The organism is Gelidibacter algens (genome assembly GCF_001678675.1).
In the GTDB taxonomy this organism is placed as follows: Bacteria; Bacteroidota; Bacteroidia; order Flavobacteriales; family Flavobacteriaceae; genus Gelidibacter; species Gelidibacter algens.
Genome location: NZ_LZRN01000005.1, coordinates 1 through 19,931 on the forward strand (window position 1 = coordinate 1; position 19,931 = coordinate 19,931).

General features: G+C 36.2%; 17 protein-coding genes. 5 read left to right on the top strand and 12 right to left on the bottom strand.

Annotation, left to right across the window (positions count from 1 at the left end):
* Positions 1–357 precede the first annotated feature (357 nt).
* From A9996_RS03225 to rnr, 4 genes are all read right to left on the bottom strand, one after another.
* On the bottom strand, positions 358–1,038 hold the full coding sequence (locus A9996_RS03225; protein WP_066430826.1) for a LysE family translocator: 681 nt from the start codon (positions 1,036–1,038) through the stop codon (positions 358–360).
* A 130-nt stretch (positions 1,039–1,168) separates the two neighbouring features.
* Positions 1,169–1,735: a head GIN domain-containing protein gene (locus A9996_RS03230; protein WP_248912312.1), complete on the bottom strand. Its 567-nt coding sequence runs from the start codon at positions 1,733–1,735 to the stop codon at positions 1,169–1,171.
* A gap of 215 nt (positions 1,736–1,950) precedes the next feature.
* Positions 1,951–2,247, bottom strand: coding sequence for a YbjQ family protein (locus A9996_RS03235; protein ID WP_066430830.1), 297 nt, complete (start codon positions 2,245–2,247; stop codon positions 1,951–1,953).
* A gap of 43 nt (positions 2,248–2,290) precedes the next feature.
* Positions 2,291–4,489: a ribonuclease R gene (rnr, locus tag A9996_RS03240; RefSeq protein ID WP_066430832.1), complete on the bottom strand. Its 2,199-nt coding sequence runs from the start codon at positions 4,487–4,489 to the stop codon at positions 2,291–2,293.
* An 894-nt stretch (positions 4,490–5,383) separates the two neighbouring features.
* Here rnr and rpiB point away from each other — a divergent pair.
* Genes rpiB through A9996_RS03255 form a run of 3 tightly spaced genes read left to right on the top strand, consistent with a single transcriptional unit; the run spans position 5,384 to position 7,225 of the window.
* Complete coding sequence (rpiB, locus tag A9996_RS03245; protein ID WP_066430833.1) at positions 5,384–5,818, top strand: ribose 5-phosphate isomerase B; 435 nt, start codon at positions 5,384–5,386, stop codon at positions 5,816–5,818.
* 3 nt (positions 5,819–5,821) lie between these two features.
* Positions 5,822–6,721 (top strand): cation diffusion facilitator family transporter, encoded by a 900-nt coding sequence (locus A9996_RS03250; RefSeq protein WP_066430834.1) that lies wholly within the window; start codon positions 5,822–5,824, stop codon positions 6,719–6,721.
* Positions 6,722–6,781: 60 nt separating this feature from the next.
* Positions 6,782–7,225, top strand: a complete 444-nt coding sequence (locus tag A9996_RS03255) for a GNAT family N-acetyltransferase (protein WP_066430835.1) — start codon at positions 6,782–6,784, stop codon at positions 7,223–7,225.
* Here the strand turns inward: A9996_RS03255 and A9996_RS03260 are convergent.
* The 6 genes from A9996_RS03260 to A9996_RS03285 all read right to left on the bottom strand — a co-directional run bounded on the left by A9996_RS03260 (position 7,222) and on the right by A9996_RS03285 (position 14,647).
* Positions 7,222–8,055, bottom strand: a complete 834-nt coding sequence (locus A9996_RS03260; RefSeq protein WP_066430837.1) for an OmpA family protein — start codon at positions 8,053–8,055, stop codon at positions 7,222–7,224. The genes A9996_RS03255 and A9996_RS03260 overlap by 4 nt on opposite strands.
* A 72-nt stretch (positions 8,056–8,127) precedes the next feature.
* Positions 8,128–9,762 carry a S41 family peptidase gene (locus A9996_RS03265; protein WP_066430840.1) on the bottom strand — a complete coding sequence of 545 codons (1,635 nt, stop codon included), beginning with the start codon at positions 9,760–9,762 and terminating at the stop codon, positions 8,128–8,130.
* 19 nt (positions 9,763–9,781) lie between these two features.
* Positions 9,782–10,165 carry a ribonuclease P protein component gene (gene rnpA / locus A9996_RS03270; protein WP_066430842.1) on the bottom strand — a complete coding sequence of 128 codons (384 nt, stop codon included), beginning with the start codon at positions 10,163–10,165 and terminating at the stop codon, positions 9,782–9,784.
* An 81-nt stretch (positions 10,166–10,246) separates the two neighbouring features.
* Positions 10,247–12,139 carry a M1 family metallopeptidase gene (locus A9996_RS03275; protein WP_083993829.1) on the bottom strand — a complete coding sequence of 631 codons (1,893 nt, stop codon included), beginning with the start codon at positions 12,137–12,139 and terminating at the stop codon, positions 10,247–10,249.
* A 16-nt stretch (positions 12,140–12,155) separates the two neighbouring features.
* A complete protein-coding gene (locus A9996_RS03280; protein ID WP_066430846.1) occupies positions 12,156–13,772 on the bottom strand; it encodes a S8 family peptidase in 1,617 nt (538 codons plus the stop codon).
* Between the two features lie 11 nt (positions 13,773–13,783).
* Entirely contained in the window at positions 13,784–14,647 is an 864-nt protein-coding gene (locus A9996_RS03285; RefSeq protein ID WP_066430848.1) for an MBL fold metallo-hydrolase, read from the bottom strand.
* A 205-nt stretch (positions 14,648–14,852) separates the two neighbouring features.
* On the opposite strand from A9996_RS03285, the gene A9996_RS03290 reads away from it, so the two are divergent.
* Both A9996_RS03290 and A9996_RS03295 read left to right on the top strand, forming a co-directional pair.
* A complete protein-coding gene (locus A9996_RS03290; protein ID WP_066431103.1) occupies positions 14,853–15,167 on the top strand; it encodes a DUF202 domain-containing protein in 315 nt (104 codons plus the stop codon).
* 139 nt (positions 15,168–15,306) lie between these two features.
* Positions 15,307–17,187 carry a cation:proton antiporter gene (locus A9996_RS03295; RefSeq protein ID WP_066430849.1) on the top strand — a complete coding sequence of 627 codons (1,881 nt, stop codon included), beginning with the start codon at positions 15,307–15,309 and terminating at the stop codon, positions 17,185–17,187.
* Positions 17,188–17,225: 38 nt separating this feature from the next.
* On the opposite strand, the gene A9996_RS03300 is transcribed toward A9996_RS03295, so the two are convergent.
* Together A9996_RS03300 and A9996_RS03305 are read right to left on the bottom strand one after the other, a co-directional pair.
* On the bottom strand, positions 17,226–18,488 hold the full coding sequence (locus A9996_RS03300; RefSeq protein WP_066430854.1) for a glucose-1-phosphate adenylyltransferase: 1,263 nt from the start codon (positions 18,486–18,488) through the stop codon (positions 17,226–17,228).
* A 2-nt stretch (positions 18,489–18,490) separates the two neighbouring features.
* On the bottom strand, positions 18,491–19,894 hold the full coding sequence (locus A9996_RS03305) for a glycogen synthase (protein ID WP_066430855.1): 1,404 nt from the start codon (positions 19,892–19,894) through the stop codon (positions 18,491–18,493).
* Between the last annotated feature and the right edge of the window lie 37 nt (positions 19,895–19,931).

The following is a 19,931-nucleotide window of genomic DNA, read 5'->3' on the forward strand; positions in this document are numbered from 1 at the left end:
TTCAACTTTTGTTGGGGGTTTTTTTATTACAAATCTTTATAAAAAATTGATTAAAGTAGACAACCTTCTACAGCAGTTCTCCAGATGCGTCGGGACGCTTGATGCCTCAAAAACCTAAAGTCTGAACGATTCAGGAATGGGATTTTGTATTCTGAAATTTTATAATGGAACGCTGATGACGCTGATTGTGCCGATAGATACTGATTTGTTATAGGCGTGCATTGAGATTACATAAAATTTATTAGAGAATCTTATTATTTGTGTTGTAACAAGGGAACGCTATGAATAAATAACTAGCAGAAACAAATCACTGAAAATCATAAAAAATCTGGGTTATCAGCGTTCTAAAAGGAGTTATTAATTCAGCGGATTAATATGCTCTAAACGGTCTTTAAGTAATTCCTTTTCATGAGGGAAGAACGCTTGGGACAAAAGTAAAATTCCAAAACCTAATATGACTAAAGCGATGATTTTTTTTGCCTTAAAAATACGACGTGGTGTCAGTTGATTTTTAAGCTTTTTAGCAATAAGAATCTTAAAAAGATCAATAATAAAATAAGTAACCAGAATTGTACTTAGAAAAACAATCACCCCACCTTTAGAATCAGTAAAAGAGTTGGCAATAATTATAAATCCTAACCATCCTACCAGAACACCAATATTGATAAAATTCAGCAAAAAACCCTTTAAAAACAGTTTACCATAATTCTTCTGAATTTCAACCTTGTGGTATTCTCTAACGATAGATCGAAATGATCTTGAAGTCTTAGTAAAGGTGATAATACCGTAAACCACTAATAGGACACCTCCGAACACAAGAAAGTTTGGATCATCCTTAATTTTATCAAGCAATTTATTGGTACTAAAAAAAGCAACGGCAATAAATAAGATATCCGCAAGCATCACTCCCAAATCAAAAATAAGTGCGCTTTTAAATCCTTTGGTGGCACTAGTTTCTAGCAGTACAAAGAACACCGGACCGATAGTAAATGCCAGTATAATACCAAAAGGAATGGCCGATAGAATGTCGTCAAACATAAAACTTGTGTTTCAACAAAGCTACGTAAATTTATATTTTTAATGGATCTTAGAGGTCGTCAAAAAAATGATCGATACAATGTATTTACTCAAATTCAAACACCTATAAATGAAGATTAACTATAACTATTTAATTCATGCGCTTAATACGTCCACCCAACACTTTACTCTCATTTACTGTTTCTGGATTACCGTAAATGTAAACGTCCCCTCCAGCCCTTACTTTTATATCCGCCAATTTTGAGGCATTGATATGTGCTTCTCCGGCTGCTCTAATAGCCACATGAGTTGACTCTGTTTCCAAAGTCTTTCCATTGAATATTCCCCCTGTATTGATGGAAATATCCTGTCTTAAAGCTTTACCTGACACTTCAATTTGACCCCCTGTAACGGCCTTTACTTCATTTTCACTCACCTCCAACATCAATTTTATGACACCTCCTTCTTGAGCTCTCAATTCTATCTCATACTGTTTAAAGGTATCTTCAGAAGTTACGTATGCGCCTTCGTTGACATCAATAACTTGAATATCTCTATAATACAAGGTTACATTAGTTTTATTACCATCAAATTTTTCACCAAGACGCATTTTTATCTTAAGAGTACCATTACTATTCACCAATTCCACATCACTTTTATGGTCCCCTGAAATAATGGCTTTATTGTTATCAGATTTGACTAAGGTTACATTGATCAAATCATAGACTTTGAGTTCATCAAAATCTCCAATGTTTTTTTCGATGCCTTCTTGGGCTAGGCTATGTACAACCTAAAAAAAGTGACACTATCATCAATACTATCTTCATAATTATTTTTTTTAGAGGTTTAAGCTATGTTAATTTAAAAACTAGCCTCAATTTAATATTTTGAAACTAGTTTGAATCTTTGATACTGATATATAAAACTTAAATTTTAGGCCACGAACACTGCGGTACCAGTAACAGAAACTGCCACATAATTGCTTGCAGTCAATTCAATATCCACCTTAATACCAATAATAGCGTTAGCGCTTAACTTTTTGGCGTTATCCTGCAATTGTTGAAATGCCTGTTCCTTAACAGTGCTCATACTTTCAGCAATACCTTGGTAATATTTTTCTAAGTTAAAGGTCATTTTCATTTTTTGAATATCGACCGAAATGCCAGATACAATGCCTTTGTATTCTATAATTTTAAAGCCTTCAATGGTGTTGGTTGTTGTAAGGATCATTTGTGTTGGTTTTAATACATGAGTATAAAACAATCCAAAATTGTTACAACGTTACGACTTCAGGTTTTCCAATGAGGGTAAAATCAAGATGTTTTTTTACTAAGTCTGTATTTTTTACTTTGACTACGACTTCTTCTCCCAACTGGTAACTTATACCAGATTTTTTACCAACAAGTGCGTATTGCGTCTCATCAAATTCATAATGATCATCTTTCATGTCTCTTACTGAAACCATGCCTTCACATTTATTCGCTACAATTTCTATATAAATTCCCCAGTCAGTCACACCAGAAATGACACCCACAAACTCTTCATTTTTATGGTCTTCCATAAATTTAATTTGCATATATTTTATAGAATCACGCTCTGCCTTGGTTGACAGGTTTTCCATGTTACTGGAATGGTTACATTTCTCTTCGTAAATAGCTTCACTGGCTGATTTATCGCCGTCAAGGTACTGTTGCAATAAGCGATGCACCATAACATCTGGATACCGACGGATTGGCGAGGTAAAATGCGTGTAATAATCAAACGCCAAACCATAATGGCCAATGTTATGTGTTGTATATTCAGCCTTACTCATCGTCCTAATGGTCAAGGTATCTACCAAATTCTGCTCTTTTTTACCCTGGACTTCACTTAATAATCCATTTAAGGAGGATGAAATACTATTCCGATCCTTTAAATTAAGCTTATATCCAAATTTAGAAACGACACTTTGCAATGCAGCCAACTTAGTAGCATCGGGCTCATCATGAACACGGTATACAAAGGTTTTTTTAGGTGATTTTTTGCCTATGAATTCGGCAACTTTTTTATTGGCAAGCAGCATAAATTCTTCAATCAGTTTATTGGCATCTTGACTGGTCTTAAAAAACACCCCAATTGGATTTGCTTGTTCATCCAAATTGAACTTCACCTCTACTTTATCAAACGAAATGGCGCCATCTCTCATACGCTTACTGCGCATAACTTTTGCCATCTCATCCATTTTTAAAATGGCGTCTGCCACCTTCTGATCAGCTACATAGGGTTTTCCTGTAATGGAAACGTCTTCTGGAATTTGATTTGCTTTGGTTTCAATAATGGCTTGTGCTTCTTCATAAGCAAATCGAGCATCACTGTAAGTCACGGTTCTTCCAAACCATTCATTTTTCACTTCAGCTTTTTCATTCATTTGAAACACTGCAGAAAATGTGTATTTTTCCTCATGTGGACGTAATGAACACGCACTATTGGAAAGTACTTCAGGAAGCATCGGCACCACTCTATCAACTAAATATACGGAGGTAGCGCGTTCATAAGCTTCATCATCTAAAATGGTACCTTCTTGCAAATAATGAGACACATCAGCAATATGGATTCCTATTTCATATAAACCATTATCCAAAACTTCAAAAGATAAAGCATCATCAAAATCTTTAGCATCTTTTGGATCTATGGTAAAAGTCAGGGTTTTCCGCATATCGCGACGTTTGGCAATCTCCTCTTGGGTAATTGAAGTGTCCAATGTATTGGCATAGTCTTCAACTTCCTGAGGAAATTCAGCGGGCAGACCATATTCTGCCAAAATTGCGTGGATTTCTGTATTGTGCTCTCCAGGTTTTCCTAAAACTTTTAAAACTTGACCTTTAGGCGAATCTTCACTTTTTTCCCAACTTTCAAGAGATACCAAAACGACATCGCCATTTTCAGCTTTATTAATTTTATTGATAGGTACAAAAATATCAGTATACATTTTTGTACCATTCACCACTACAAAAGCATAATTGTCATGAATTTGAATCACACCAACATATTCGCTTTTAGCGCGTTTGATGATGTTTGTGATCTCACCTTCAAACTTACCACGTTTACGGCGTTTATAAGCGTAGAACTCAACCTCATCGCCATTTAAGGCCTTATTGATATTGTTAGATGAAATGTACACATCTTCATCAAAGTCAGCACTTATAATGTATCCTGAGCCTCTTGAGGCCATATCCAGGATTCCTGTATGATATTCTGTAGTAATTACGGCTTTGAACTTGCCACGCTCTGTCTCTTCAATTTCCTTTTTAGCGAGTAGCTCCTGAAGTTTTTTTATAATCTGATTTCTGCTAGAAGCATCATCAACCTCAAGTTTGGCAGCTATTTGTTTGTAATTAAAAGATTGATTTCTATCTTTTTTTAAAATACTTAGAATTGTATTTGTTAGGTTAGCGATCTTGTTTGAGGATCCCTTTCTTCTTTTTTTCGTCATTTATAATGTAATCATATTGAATTTCTAAAGTTAAGCGAAATTCGGTTATTTGTAACTCAATTTAAGGAGAAGATTGGCAATTAAGTTTTTACAAAGCTAAGGTTTATATATTAAATGCATGTTTACTTTAAATCAATTTTAAGAAAAGTCTCTATTTTTTCAATTTGAAAAGCCAATAAGATATCTAAGCCGCAGCAAGCACTGATCTCTAAACAGAGAAAACATCCCCATGGCTAGCTAATAGGTGAAAAAATAAGTCTCTAATTCAGTGGGACGAGTTGGACTACCTGTTTTCAATACATTGCATCGTTTCTAAAATACAATGACTCAACACTGAGTTTCATCAATAGAACACAATTTGAAAACACTTATGCACAATTATATATATTATAATCAGCTTTTATTTTAAAATTTAAAAAAAAAATGATGGTGATGATGGGGTGTTAATAACCGTTATTAACTTTTTTAGCTTTTGCTTTGTAATCCTAAAGTTGACATTTTGTTAATCTGTAGTTAACATGTTATATGGATCAAACGTACTGATTTTAAGGCTTATTTTAACAGTTGTTAACAACTGTTTATAACTCAATTCGACACTGATTTCATGATAACATTATTCCATTTTTATGTTTACAGGAGCTCCTTTTGATGATGATAAGTACACAGAAAAAAAAGACTTAAATTTTAGGATATCATACTTCTATTCTTGATTGTGAAAATAATTGACTTATAAAATTTTTAATGTTAGTATTTAACGACAAGATATCAACACGTAATGAAGAGAACCTAGCATGTTGTTAACAACGCCATCTAGATCATTATATAGATGGATAATTATATCCTTTTATTTACGTGCAATTAGTAACTTTATGCACAAAATAAAACACAACAAAAATGAAAATTTCAATTGGTAATGATCATGCAGGTACTGAGTATAAACAGGCCATTATGAAGCATTTAGAAAATAAAAACTATGAGGTCAATAACTATGGTACCAACAGTAATGACAGTGTAGACTATCCAGACTTTGTACACCCTGTTGCCAAGGATGTGGAGAATAAGACTGTAGATTACGGAATTATTATCTGCGGAAGCGGTAACGGCGCAAATATGACAGCCAATAAACACCAGGGTGTGCGTTCCGCTTTATGCTGGACCAAAGAAATTGTAGCCTTGGCAAGACAGCACAATAATGCGAATATTTTGAGCATTCCTTCACGTTTTGTTGCCCTACCACAAGCTATTGAAATGGTCGACACGTTTTTGAATACTCCTTTTGAAGGCGGACGTCACGAAAATCGAATCAAAAAAATTCCTGTGGAACAATAATCCATGGGCTACAATCATTCACATCTTAATAAGAAGGATAAGAATTTAATCATTTCTATCTTGCTGAACATCCTTATTACAGCCGCGCAAATAGTGGGCGGTTTAGTTTCAGGAAGTTTGGCCTTGCTTAGTGACGCACTGCACAATTTTAGTGATGTGATAGCGCTTATTGTGAGTTATTTTGCCTCTAAATTGTCCAGAAGAAAAGCCTCATTTCATAGAACATTTGGTTATAAACGCGCTGAGATTTTAGCCGCTTTCATCAACGCATCTACCTTAGTTATTGTGGCCATTCTTTTGATTATTGAAGCGTATAAGCGTTTTCAGAATCCTGAGCCTATTGAATCTTCCTTAGTGATTTGGTTGGCATTGATTGCTATTTTTGCTAACGGATTTAGCGTTTTATTACTTAAAAAAGACGCACAGAATAATCTGAACATACGTTCTGCCTACATCCATTTACTTACAGATATGATGGCTAGTGTTGCAGTATTTATTGGTGGTTTGCTCATGACGTTTTACCAATGGTTTTGGGTAGATAGCATCTTAACTTTCTTAATTGCTCTCTATTTAATTTGGGTTGGTTTTGATTTGCTGATCAAATCTTCAAAAATGCTAATGTTGTTCACGCCAGATCATATTGATATAAAAGACGTGGTTAGGGCCGTTCACAAAATCCCTAAAGTCAATAGATTGCACCATGTGCACATTTGGGGATTAAACGATGACGAACTGCATTTGGAAGCACATTTGGAATTTAAGGAAGACATAAGTTTATCTGAATTTGATAAGATCTTACACGCTATTGAAACGGTACTACATGATCAATTTGAGATCAACCATGTCAATATCCAACCAGAATTTAACAAAGAAGATCCGAAGGAAATTATTGTCCAGGATTAGATTAAGCAGCTACAAATACATTAATGCTATTATCAAAATGATGGCGAATTATAAGATGACATGTTAACTATTATAACAAAAACGTTTAAAGAACTCAGTATTGATGAGTTGTACGCCATTTTGCAATTGCGAAGTGAGATTTTTGTGGTGGAGCAAAATTGTGTCTATCAAGATATCGATTATAAAGACCAAAGTGCTTTACACATTCTAGGCTACAAAGAAGATAAATTGGTGGCGTACACACGTATTTTTAAACCAGAAGATTATTTTGAATACGCAAGTATTGGAAGAGTTTTGGTAAAAGCTGGAGAACGCCATTTAAAATATGGTAACAAAATTATGGAAGCTTCCATAAATACTATTGAAGAAAGGTATAATGAAATCAAAATTAAGATTTCAGCGCAAACCTATTTGATAAGGTTTTATAATAACCTAGGATTCAAGGAGTTTGGTGATGGGTATTTAGAGGACGGTATTCCGCATATTGGGATGTTAAAAGATTAATTATCTTCTCCCGCATAAGTTACCAGAATTTCTACGCGTCTATCATATTTTGCTTCTCCTCCCAGCGGAAATATACGACGCATCCCTACAAACTTCATGCGCTTGGAATCTATTCCTTTTTTGACAAAATAATCATAAATATATTTAGCTCTTGCCACAGATAAGTTACGTTTTTTAGTTTTTCTGTCAATCGCATCTCTACTGTTTTGTGTGCAGCATACATGGCCTTGAATGGTAAAATAAATATCTTTTCTTTTGAGCAGTACTTTTGAGATTTCTTCTAAGGTTTTTGAAGATTCTGGAAGCAAATAACTGTAACTGGTTTTAAACAGAATATTGTCAAGCAAAATATAATCTCCAGCTTTGATATTTCCTTCTAAGGTTTCTTTTGCTGTTTTTTGTTTCGGCTCCTCAATGGGTTTTGGTGGGAAAACTGGTGTCACAACAATCTCCACCTTTCTATTCAAACCTCTTATTTTACTGACGTCTTCTTCTGTTATAAGCTTTAATAATATTTTCCCCTTGCCATCTACATTCGTGATAACAGATTCGTCAAACTCATTGTTTGAGAAGATGGTTTTAATGCTATTGGCTCTATTCTGAGATAATATTAAGTTGTAAGATTCACTGCCTCTATCATCTGTAAACCCATAAATGGAGATTTTTTCAATATCTAGCGTTTCAATTTCAGAAAGAAATATTAAAAGTCTACTGTGTTCTTTTTCGGGAACTTCAAAGACATCAGTTTCAAAAAACACCTCATGTTTCAATTCTTGTTGCGCCCAAATTATATGGGAGAAAAGCAAACCTATGAGGACTATTTTTTTCATAACGTATTCACTTAAAGAATTAAATATAACTAAATTTTTAACAATTTAATTTTCTAATCGACGTAAGGAATGTTATTGAAGGTGACCGAGATAGGTTGAAGGATTTTTGAGTATGTCTGTTCCTTTTTTGATTTCTGGATTATGAGAAATGTAATAGGTATACATCCCTTCTCTATAAAAATAACGCTTTACAATTTCTTCAGCCAACAAACCCATAAGCTGGGTTTTATTATCGTCAATGGCTTCTGTTTTATAAGCATTTAAAGCCATTACCAAACTGGCGTATTGAGAATCAATAATTCCATCCAAAGCTTCTTCTTTAGAAACCAACATTGCATCATCAAATGCTTTTTCGGTCTTGGTTTCAAAGGTAAACTTGTTGTCTTTTAAAAAGTCTTTAAAAGCTTTGAAATCGGTATCTGTCAATTCAAAACTTTTCAAATCCTTGACCTGATGGGAATAATAATAGGCTGTAGCAAAATCAAAGATGAGATTTTCATCAACTATAGCTGAGGTTATAGGGCTTAATTTAGTAATGTCAAGTTCAATATCTGGTTGGATGCCTCCGCCATCATAAACAGTTCTTCCTCTTTTGGTTTTAAATGCTGTATAGTTTTCTTTTTTTACACGTGTGGCTTTACCGGATTTGTCTCTATTCCAATAATCCAATGACTGAATACAGCGTCCTGAAGGAGTGTAATACCGAGAGATGGTAATTTTCATTTGCGTGCCATACACCAATTCTTTAGGACGTTGTACCAAACCTTTTCCAAAGCTTCTGGCGCCAACCACCACTGCTCTATCCAAATCTTGTAAAGCACCTGCAACAATTTCACTGGCAGACGCACTTCTTCCATCAATAAGCACCACTACAGGAATTTCAGTATCAATGGGTTCTTTTTGGGTATAATAGGTTTTGTTGTATTTGTCAACTTTTGATTTTGTGGTGACTACCAATTGGTTTTGAGGTACAAAAATGTTGGTCACGTTTACGGCTTCATTAAGTAAGCCTCCTAAATTACCTCTAAGATCCAAAACGATTTGTTTAGCGCCTTGACTTTTTAGAGCCCTAACCGCAGTAATGGTTTCTGACGATGCTTTTTCATTGAATTTACGCAATACAACGTATCCAATTTTTTCATCGATCATGGAGTAATGGGGCACTGCATGTATTTCTACAGCTTCACGCTGAATAGTGGCAGTTAAGGTTTTACCTTGACGCACATAAGTGACCGCTACTGAAGTACCCGCGGCACCTTGCAACAAATTGCCAGCATCATCATTAAAGTCTGCCACTACCGTATTATCTACTTTAATAATTTCATCTCCCGCCTTTAGTCCCGCTTTATCTGCCGGAAAATCTTTGTAGGGCTCAACAATAACTAATTTGTCTTTTAAGGTCAATACGCTAGCTCCAATACCCGTGTAATCTCCCGTATTGTTGATTCTGGATTCTTCCACATCCTGCTCGTTATAGAAATTGGTGTAAGGATCTAAATCCTGAAGCATGCTTTTAATAGCGGTATCCATCAAATCTGCTGGATTTGTTTCATCAACATAATTCATATTTACCTCTTTGAACAAGGTGGTAAAAATTTCTATTTGTTTGGCAATCTCAAAGAAATCACTTTTAAATGCTGATCCGGTCATAAATAAAACCCCTAGAAAAACAGGGAGTAGTATTTTTTTGGTCAATAACTTTTTCATAATCTTAGTCTCAAAAAGTTTAGGGTTTAGGGTTAGATTGTTCTCTCAAAAAAACGTCCATTAAGGTATTCATTTTTTTGGAAATGGTTTTAAAATCTATGTCCGACTTCCCAGTATACAAGATCATAAACGCATATTGATCAGGAATGTTGTTAAAATATTTCGATTTATTGAGCCTGTAAGCCTCTCTCATCAAGCGTTTTATTCTATTCCTGTCTACCGCCTTTTTAAAATGTCTTTTACTTACTGAAACGCCAGCCTTTATTTTTGCAGCATCGTCAAAGCTGGTCTTAATATAAACTAAACGTAAGGGGTATGCAGCAACCGACTTTCCATCAGAAAAAAGCTTTTCAATAAGCTTCTGGCTTTTAAGTTTTTCTGTTTTTTTAAACGACTGATCCATAAGGCATCAAAGGTAATTAGGTTTGGTCAATAAAAAAAACCGCTTTATTAAAAAGCGGTTTTTATAACGTATGTTCGTAGTTTAATTAACGGTCAGGACATTATTTTCTCTATTGACATCTGCCATATAACCTCTAGGGTCTATGGTGATGGACGTTATAGCACTTTTAGGTTTTTGAATGTCAAACGTATAGGTTGGGTATGCCCAAGCCCAATCGGTCAACACCGATGTTGCACCAGGTGTTGGTTTTGCACCGCGCATCATTCTTAAGGGAATGTAATACTGTGTTTTTGTACCATCTGCAAAGGTTATTTCCAGATCCAAAGGCATTGGCATTAGTCCAATACGTTCTAAAGTGACTGTTGTTGTGTTACCTTCGGAGTCAGCTGTTTTGATGGCGTAATCAATGGTGTTGGTCGTTTGTGTCCAATCCATTAAATACCAATCTAATTCTAGTCCAGAAACCTTTTCAGCAATTCTGATAACATCCATTGGTTTTGGGTGCTTGAATGCCCATTCCTTAAAGTATCTTTTGATGGTTTTATCGAGGTTATCTTCACCAATAATATAGCCTAATTGCGATAAAAATACGGAGCCTTTGCTATAGGCAGAAATAGAATACGAACGGTTGTATGTATAGCGGTCAGAATGGGTAGTTTGTGGCTGCTCTCTGTCAGAATTTGCCAAGGCTGTATATGAACGGTAAGATCCACTAAATGGATTATCGCTATTCTTTCCACTGATAGCATCCATTGCCTTATCTTGAATATAGCTCGTAAAGCCTTCATCCATCCATGAATGTTTGCTTTCATTGCTTGCCAGTAAAAACTGGAACCAACTATGTGCCATTTCATGAGCGGTTACACTGATCAGGCCATTAAAGGAACCTTCTCCAACAATCAGTGTGCTCATACCATATTCCATACCACCATCACCACCTTGAATCACAGAATACTGATCATAAGGATAGTCACCAATATGGGTGCTAAAGTATTGCATGAGCTGTGCAGTAATAGGCTGTAATTTTTTCCAATTCTCTAAATTTTCTGCTGGCATTGAATTTTTGTACAAAAAGTGGAGCATTGGTCCGTTTTCAACCTGAAGTTTATCATGGATGTAATTTTGATCTGCAGCCCATGTAAAGTCGTGTACATTTGGCGCTTTGAAATGCCAGGTTAAGGTTTTTCCTTTTTGTTTTTTCACCGCTTCGGTTCCGTACCCATGGCCTATGTCATTCGGGTTTTGAAGGTAGCCGGTTCCGCCAATGGTATAATTTTTATCGATGGTAATTTTGACATCAAAATCGCCCCAGACACCATAAAATTCTCTGGCGATATATGGGTCAGCATGCCAACCTTCATCATCATACTCTGCCAATTTTGGATACCATTGGGCCATAGATAATGCCACACCTTCTTTACTGTTTCTACCAGAACGTCTAATTTGTAATGGCACCTGGGCATCAAACACCATGTCAAAAGTTGTTGATCCTCCAGGTTGAATCGGGTCGTTTAAAGTAACTATCAAGACGGTCCCTTGAGTTTCATGTGCTACCTGTTTCCCATCTTGAAGCAAAGAAGACACTTTGATAAAGCCAATTTCATCAGGGCCTAATTTGCTGATTCTGCTTTCATAATTTGGTTCGGCTTTGGTTCCTAAATTAGTAACCATTCGGCCATCAGGATCGGCAATACTCTTCAAGCGTGCATCCATTTCGCTATCGGGCTGAAAAGCGTTTGGATACAAATGATAGAACACACGGTTCAAAACATCAGGAGAATTATTGGTATAGACCAATTTTTGAGTTCCTGAATAGGTGTAGGTTTTGACGTCCATATCAATAGCCATCGTATAATCTACGTGTTGTTGCCAATACTGTGGATTGGAGGTTGGTGGTGTTTCATTTTGTGAATACCCGTTAAAAGAAGGCAACATTAAAAGGAAAGCAAGACTGAAAGCGATTGTAAATTTCATTTTAAATAGATTTTTATTAGAGGTTTTTTGCCACTTGTGCCGCTAGAATTAGAGCATTATAGGCATTGGCAATTTTTTGTGATTTTGAAAGTGTGCTGAATGATTTTACTTGTGATGGATCACCACCTACAATCACTTTAGTGGTTAAAGACAAACCAGAATCCATGATAATTTTTTTAACCTGTGGCGCCGTTAATTTTGGATATTGTGAACGAATTAGCGCGGCAATTCCAGCAACTGCAGGAGAAGCCATAGAGGTACCACCAATGGTTTCATAATCATTTTCTGGGAAGGTTGAGTAAATTTCTCCTCCTGGTGCAAAAATATCAACGTTTATTTTACCATAATTTGAAAATCCAGAAATCATTCCTGAACCGTATTTAGGGTCTAAAGAGCCCACGCTGATAAAATTATCCGCAACTTCAACTCCAGTTCCAATGGCATCGTTTGGATACACATTTTTAGTATCCAAATCAGCACCTTCATTTCCGGAAGCATTTACAATCAAAACATCCTTGGAAGCGGCATAAACAATGGCTTCTCTTACCCAGTCACTATGTGGAGAGTAGTATTTACCAAAACTTGTGTTGATTACTTTGGCGCCATTATCGGCAGCATATCTGATAGCCAGAGCAATGTCTTTATCGTATTCATCACCATTAGGAACTGCTCTAAGGCTCATAATTTTTACATTGTTGGCAACTCCATTGCCACCCTTGCCATTATTTCTAGAGGCTGCAATAATGCCTGCTACATGTGTCCCGTGACTTTCAGAATCCTTTACTGGTTTTATGTTACCGTTTCCGTAGAATTTCTGTACCATATCATCAGGATTGTCCCCTGTTTTTCGTCCTTTAAATTCCATATTAAGGTTGTAATTGAGACGGTCTGTAATGTCCACTAATCCTTGGCTAATCTCTTTAGTAGCCGCTTTTAAAGTATCAAAATCTAAGCTGTACACATATTTTGCCACAGCAATGTACTGTTGAAGTGTTTGATTGTTAGTGTTGATGGCATTGACATCTTCTTTGGTGTAATTCTCTTTTTTTGTTTCCTTAGCCAAGGCGTCATCAGCATTTTTGATTTGTTGCAAAAACTGCTCATAATTGGTTTTGATACCAACATATTTATCATATTCTGATTGGCGTTCTGCCTTTGCTTCTGCATATCTTGGATTTGAAGTATCGCCAGTAGCCAGTAAACGCACATATTCCAGCTGCTCATTATAACCATCTCCCAAAAAATTCCATCCGTGAATATCGTCAACATACCCGTTGTTATCATCGTCCTTCCCATTATTTGGAATTTCTTTGGTATTGATCCAGATAGCACCTTGTAGATCTTCATGATCAATGTCAATACCCGAATCAATCACAGCAACTATGGTGGAGGTGCCTTTTTTATTTTTAATAATTTCATTGTAGGCCCTGTCCACGCTCATCCCAGGGATGGTGTCATTTTTAAGATCTAAATGTCCCCAATGTTGCTTTTCAAATTCAGTTAAGTCTGAAATTTTTAGTGGGAGGCTATCTATATTTTCTAACGGCGTTGTAACAACCCCTGAAGATGGGCCACAATTAAGTAGGATACTTGCTGCAAACGCAAGCATAGTGAATGATTTAAATAATTTCATATGATCTCGTATTAATTTGTAAAAATGTCTTGTGTAGTATAGGTTTTATCCAGCCGCACCCCTTTTTCGGTATGTTTTACAGTGATGATTTGGTTGTGGGCATCATGCTCCAAAAAGAGGTAAAAATTTTCATCGGCGGCTTTATTGAGAAAGAGTTCTTTTTCATCTAAAGTCAACAATGGGCGGGTATCATAACCCATTACAAATGGTAATGGCAAATGTCCAACGGTTGGCAATAAATCGGCCATAAAAGCGATGGTTTTATCTTTGTATTTGATGAGTGGGATCATTTGTTTATCGGTATGGCCATCGGCAAAAAAGATATCGAAACCCAGTTCAGAATTTTTGAGAAGTCGATCTTCAGCAATTCCGGTAAACTTAAGTTGACCGCTTTCTTGCATTGGTAGGATATTTTCTGTCAAAAACGAGGCCTTTTCACGATTATTGGGTTGGGTCGCCCATTGCCAATGTTCCTTATTACTCCAAAAGTGTGCGTTTTTAAACGCAGGTTCATAAGCAGTTCTATCTTTGTTCCATTGGACGCTACCCCCGCAGTGGTCAAAATGTAAATGGGTCATAAAAACATCTGTAATGTCATCCCGATGGAAACCAAGTTGTTTTAGTGAGTTATCGATGGAATCAGTTCCCCATAAATAGTAGTAGCCGAAAAACTTGTCATTTTGCTTATCTCCCATCCCAGTATCAATCAAAATAAGACGGTTACCATCTTCAATCAACAAGCAACGCGCCGCAATATCAATCATGTTATTGGCATCTGCCGGATTGGTGCGTTGCCAAAGAGATTTTGGCACAACACCAAACATAGCACCACCATCGAGCTTGAAATTACCAGATTCAATAGGATATAATTGCATAGGTGTAATTTTTGGACTTTGTTGAACTTGCAAATTACTAAAACACTTAAAATTTGAAGGTTTAGGGCATTGATATTGGCTGTTTTTTAACATTTAATCCATAGAAAGTATTAGCTTAGAGAATTTGAATCCGATTAAAAATAATTTAATTTTATAAAAAAGAGTTATGAAAAGAATTGTTCCTGCTGCTTTGAAGTTAGACAAAATAAAACTTTTAAGATTCGGGCGGGATTTTAAACCTGACCAGGAAGTTATTTTAAGAGATTATCTTGCCATTGAACGCACCCGCTTGGCCAATGAGCGCACTTTACTTTCTTATATCAGATCTTCTTTATACCTGCTTTTGGGCGGCATTGCTTTTTTCCAATTAAAGAATTTTCCTGATTTTAAATATTTGGCCATGTTAGCGTTGGTTTTTAGTGCCATTTTTTTTGTGATTGGCATTTATCGATTCACCGTATTAAAAAAGAGTTTAAAGAGATTGTATTACACTTTTGACTCAAAGGACAAGGAGAAATAAACTGGTTTTAGCTTACAAGTAATACCGCTTTTGCTTTGTTGGAAAGCACTCGATTTCATTTTTATGATATATTTTAAGGTTCATTGCACCAAAAAAATAACTTTACCCACCTTTTTAATACACAAACAGGACAAATTATATGGTTGAACTTGCAGGAATTATCATACTAGGTATTTTGGCTCAATGGGTCGCTTGGAAATTAAAAATACCCGCCATATTACCGTTAATATTGATTGGACTTTTAGTAGGACCTATTGCCGCAGAATATCTTTCTAGTGACGGTTCCAAGTGGATAGAACCTATCTATAATGGTGAAGAGGGACTTTTTCCTGGGGAAAGTCTCTTCTACTTTGTTTCACTGGCCATAAGTGTCATCCTATTTGAAGGTGGATTGACCTTACGTGTCAAAGAAATCAAAAATGTAGGTCCGGTTATTTCAAAACTGATCACTATCGGTTCACTTGTCACGTTCTTCGGCGCCGCAGTAGCAGCACATTTTATATTCTATTTAAGTTGGGAAATGTCCTTTCTTTTTTCAGCATTGATAATTGTTACTGGTCCTACAGTAATTACCCCTATTTTGCGTAATATTCCTTTAAAACAAGATGTTTCTGCTGTATTGAGATGGGAAGGTATACTGATTGATCCTATAGGTGCATTAGTGGCCGTATTGGTATTTGAGTTTATAAGTGTAGATGTTGGTGGCGCATTTACAAAAACTGCATTTATTGAGTTTGGAAAGATTGTATTATTTGGCAGTACTTTTGGTTTTGCCTTTGCACATGGACTCAATTTCATTATCAACAAACGTTTGATTCCACATTACCTACTCAATGTTTTTGCTTTAGCCTGTGTATTGGGAGTATTTGTATTGTCTGATTCTTTTGCACATGAATCGGGATTATTAGCTGTAGTTGTGATGGGCATGGTGTTGGGTAACTCCAATTCGCCTTATTTAAAGGAATTATTGTATTTCAAAGAATCATTGAGCGTATTGCTGGTTTCTATTTTATTTATCTTGCTTGCGGCCAACATCAATATGGAGGATCTTCTACTTATTTATAATTGGAACACCGCTGTATTATTTGCAATTGTAGTATTTGTATTGCGGCCACTTGGGGTGTTTTTAAGTACCCATAAATCTTCTTTAAAACTTAATGAAAAGCTATTTATCAGTTGGGTGGGCCCTAGAGGAATTGTTGCCGCTGGAATTGCTTCTTTATTCGGGTTAAAGTTGGCAAAAAACGGGGTTCCGGATGCAGAATATATTACCCCTTTAGTGTTTATGATTGTTTTGGGAACAGTTCTACTTAACGCTACAACTGCACGTTTTGTGGCGCAATGGGTTGGGGTATTTTTGAAAAAATCTAATGGGATTTTAATTATTGGTGCCTCTAAGGCTTCGCGATTGATTGGAAATTATTTAGAAGAAAACGAAAGGCACGTTGTGCTTATTGATAACAATCAGAACAACGTCAACAAAGCAAATGAACTGGGTCTTGAAGCTATCAATACAAACATTTATGCGGATTCTTTAGCGGATAATATCGAATTGAATGATGTAGGCTATATCATTGCATTGACCGGAAACTCTGATATTAATCAATTCGCCATCAACAGATTTGGTGAAGAATTCGGAGAAAATGGAGCCTTCAGGCTGATTACTTCAGAAGAATTAAATGATCCAAACTACACCCCCAAACAAAACATTTTTTTACAATCTGATGATTTTATCTCATTAACTGAAACCACCCGAAAATATCCGGCAATACATGAAATGGACATTACAGATAAGGACCATTATGAAAATTTAATTGAACTTGGTGGAAGAGATCAAAATATCATTCCTTTATTCTTAAAGGATGAATCCAATGAACTGCACATCATCTCAAATATCGATAAGGATGATGAGGAATTTACGGAAGGTTGGAAATTGGTGTATTTGGGCAAACCTTTTGATGTAGAGAAAATTCAGAAGGAAAAAACCGCATCTAAAGAAAAAGAAGAAGCTCCAAACTAATTGCCTGAAGCTTCCTAAAAATCCTTTATAAATGATGCTTAAATTACTGTTCCGTGCGGAATCGTTGCCCCTTTTTTGATCACTATTATGCCATCTCTAACCACGTAAGTGTCAGTTTCTGTGTCTTTGGTAGTTGTGCCTCCATTGATTCTCACATCATTCCCAATCCGACAATTTTTGTCAATAATAGCATTTTTTATAAAACAGCGTTCCCCAATACCCGTTGGAATTTTTGAACTAGAGGTGACTTCATCAAAGGTCTGATAACTATCACTACCCATCATATAGGTATTAATAATGGTAGTTTCATGACCTATTCTTGAACGAATGCCAATAACAGAATGCTCAATTTTTGAGGCGTTTATAATGCAACCTTCCGCAATTACGGCCTTATTAAGTGTGGTACCACTTATTTTTGTGGTTGGTAACATTCTCGCCCTGGTGTAAATACGGTTTTTATTGTTGAAGAGGTCAAATTGCGGAATTTCATCCGTAAGCCCCAAATTGGCTTCAAAAAATGAATCAATGTTTCCAATATCGGTCCAATAGCCTTCAAATTGGTAACTTAATGTTTTGTGTTTATCAATAGATTGTGGGATGATTTCCTTACCAAAATCATTAGTGTCAGGATTACTCATCAACTTTATGAGAAGGTCTCTGTTAAATACATAGATACCCATAGATGCCAAATGATTACGGCCTTGAGCTTTCATCTCATCACTTACTTGAGAGGTCCAATCTGGCAGTAAACTGGCATCTGGTTTTTCTATAAATGATGTTATGATATTATTTTCATCTGTTTTTAAAATTCCAAACGAGGTGGCTTCTTTTTCTTTTACGGGCAATGTCGCAATAGTGATCTCGGCATTGCTTTCTCTGTGCGCGTCCAACAATTTATTAAAATCCATTTGATACAATTGATCTCCGGATAATATAAGCGCATACTCAAATTCATGATTCAAAAAATGGTGCATGCTCTGCCGTACCGCATCAGCCGTACCTTGAAACCATGTATTGTTTGACATGGTCTGTTCCGCGGCCAAAACGTCTACAAAGGCCTGACTGAAAAAACTAAAGTGGTAGGTGTTTTTAATGTGTTTGTTGAGGGATGCCGAATTAAACTGCGTCAAAACAAACATTCGCTTGATTTCTGAATTGATACAGTTTGAAATAGGAATATCCACCAATCTATATTTTCCCGCAATAGGAACAGCAGGTTTTGAACGTGATTCAGTAAGCGGATAAAGTCGAGAGCCTTGACCGCCACCCAAAATGATGGAAATTACATTGTCGTGGTACATAGTTATAGGATTAATGAATTATAAAGATTGATATAAACTTGTGCGGATGAATCCCAAGAATGGTCAATTTTCATGATTAAATTACGATTTTTTTTGAACCTATCGGTATCATTGTAAAAATTAATAGCTCTATGAATGGCAAAACTACCTTCCTGCACGGTTGCACCATCATGTAAAATACCAAAACCACTATTGTCAAAATCTTCAACGGTATCTTTCAGTCCTCCCACTTTATTGACAATGGGCACGGTTCCATAACGCAGCGCATACATTTGATTTAAGCCACATGGCTCTACGCGTGAGGGCATCACTAAAAAATCGGCAGCAGCATATAGGATATGGGCCAAACGTTCATTATACCCAATATAAGTATTGTAAAAACCGGGGTACTGATTTTTCAGACGGTCCAATTCTTGTTCCACCACAGCATCGCCTGAACCCAACATCATAATGGATAAATTTTTATGATATAGTGAATTATTGAAAATCTCAGGCAGTAAATCAGCACCTTTCTCGCCTACCAAACGTCCAATAAATGCAAATAACGGAAGTTCTGGGTTGAGGTTGAACTCCTTGCACAACCACTCCTTGTTCACCTTTTTACCCGAATTAGCGGTTTTAACACTATAGTTTTTTATTAAACTATCATCTGTAGCGGGATCCCATACCTTATCATCAATACCGTTTAAAATACCCACACATTTTCCGCTTTCATAACGCAGCAAATCTTCAAGGCCATTGGCTGCAAATTTTAGCTCTTCCATATAATTTGGAGATACTGTTGTAACCTTCCAAGCACATTTTATGGCTGAAGCCAACGGATTGATGAGGTGCTTCCAATCTAACAGTCCAGCTTTTGAAAAATCGAACGGAGGGATGAGGTGGATTTTATTATGGCTAAACCATCCCTGATATTGTCCGTTGTGGATGGTTATTACCGTTGGCGTATTTCTTAATTTATGATAGGCATAAGACTGAGACATCATAAAAGGAATCAAGCCTGTATGATGATCATGACAGTGCACAATATCAGGCAGTGTTTTCAATTGCACTAACCAATCCAAAGCGGCAATCTGAAAGCCTAAAAAGCGCTCCGTATCATTGGAAGAGTACACATAATCTGTATATAGCAATTCAGGAATATGCACAAGGTAGAGGTCATAACCTAAAGTGTTATCTTCAAGAGTAAGGATATCAAAATTAAAAGTTCTCCCTAAATTAAAGCGTCCACTAAATACCTTTTTGAAGGTATGTGAATGTGTAAATTTATTATTATAAAAGGGCATGATGACACTACTGGTCTCTCCCAATTTATTCTGGTATTTAGGAAGTGCACCAACCACGTCTCCCAAGCCACCAACTTTGGCAATTGGAAAGCATTCTGCACTAATATGAAATATGGTCATTGGTTAATTTTATGAGTCCTTTAAAACTACAAAATAT

Bases quoted from the DNA above. Each gene is read 5' to 3' on its own strand.
- rpiB (WP_066430833.1), top strand. From the start codon at position 5,384: ATGAAAATTTCAATTGGTAATGATCATGCAGGTACTGAGTATAAACAG.
- A9996_RS03300 (WP_066430854.1), bottom strand. From the start codon at position 18,488: ATGTACCACGACAATGTAATTTCCATCATTTTGGGTGGCGGTCAAGGC.
- A9996_RS03275 (WP_083993829.1), bottom strand. From the start codon at position 12,139: ATGAAATTTACAATCGCTTTCAGTCTTGCTTTCCTTTTAATGTTGCCT.
- A9996_RS03255 (WP_066430835.1), top strand. From the start codon at position 6,782: ATGTTAACTATTATAACAAAAACGTTTAAAGAACTCAGTATTGATGAG.
- rnr (WP_066430832.1), bottom strand. From the start codon at position 4,489: ATGACGAAAAAAAGAAGAAAGGGATCCTCAAACAAGATCGCTAACCTA.
- A9996_RS03260 (WP_066430837.1), bottom strand. From the start codon at position 8,055: ATGAAAAAAATAGTCCTCATAGGTTTGCTTTTCTCCCATATAATTTGG.
- rnpA (WP_066430842.1), bottom strand. From the start codon at position 10,165: ATGGATCAGTCGTTTAAAAAAACAGAAAAACTTAAAAGCCAGAAGCTT.
- A9996_RS03295 (WP_066430849.1), top strand. From the start codon at position 15,307: ATGGTTGAACTTGCAGGAATTATCATACTAGGTATTTTGGCTCAATGG.
- A9996_RS03265 (WP_066430840.1), bottom strand. From the start codon at position 9,762: ATGAAAAAGTTATTGACCAAAAAAATACTACTCCCTGTTTTTCTAGGG.
- A9996_RS03225 (WP_066430826.1), bottom strand. From the start codon at position 1,038: ATGTTTGACGACATTCTATCGGCCATTCCTTTTGGTATTATACTGGCA.
- A9996_RS03250 (WP_066430834.1), top strand. From the start codon at position 5,822: ATGGGCTACAATCATTCACATCTTAATAAGAAGGATAAGAATTTAATC.
- A9996_RS03280 (WP_066430846.1), bottom strand. From the start codon at position 13,772: ATGAAATTATTTAAATCATTCACTATGCTTGCGTTTGCAGCAAGTATC.
- A9996_RS03235 (WP_066430830.1), bottom strand. From the start codon at position 2,247: ATGATCCTTACAACAACCAACACCATTGAAGGCTTTAAAATTATAGAA.
- A9996_RS03285 (WP_066430848.1), bottom strand. From the start codon at position 14,647: ATGCAATTATATCCTATTGAATCTGGTAATTTCAAGCTCGATGGTGGT.
- A9996_RS03305 (WP_066430855.1), bottom strand. From the start codon at position 19,894: ATGACCATATTTCATATTAGTGCAGAATGCTTTCCAATTGCCAAAGTT.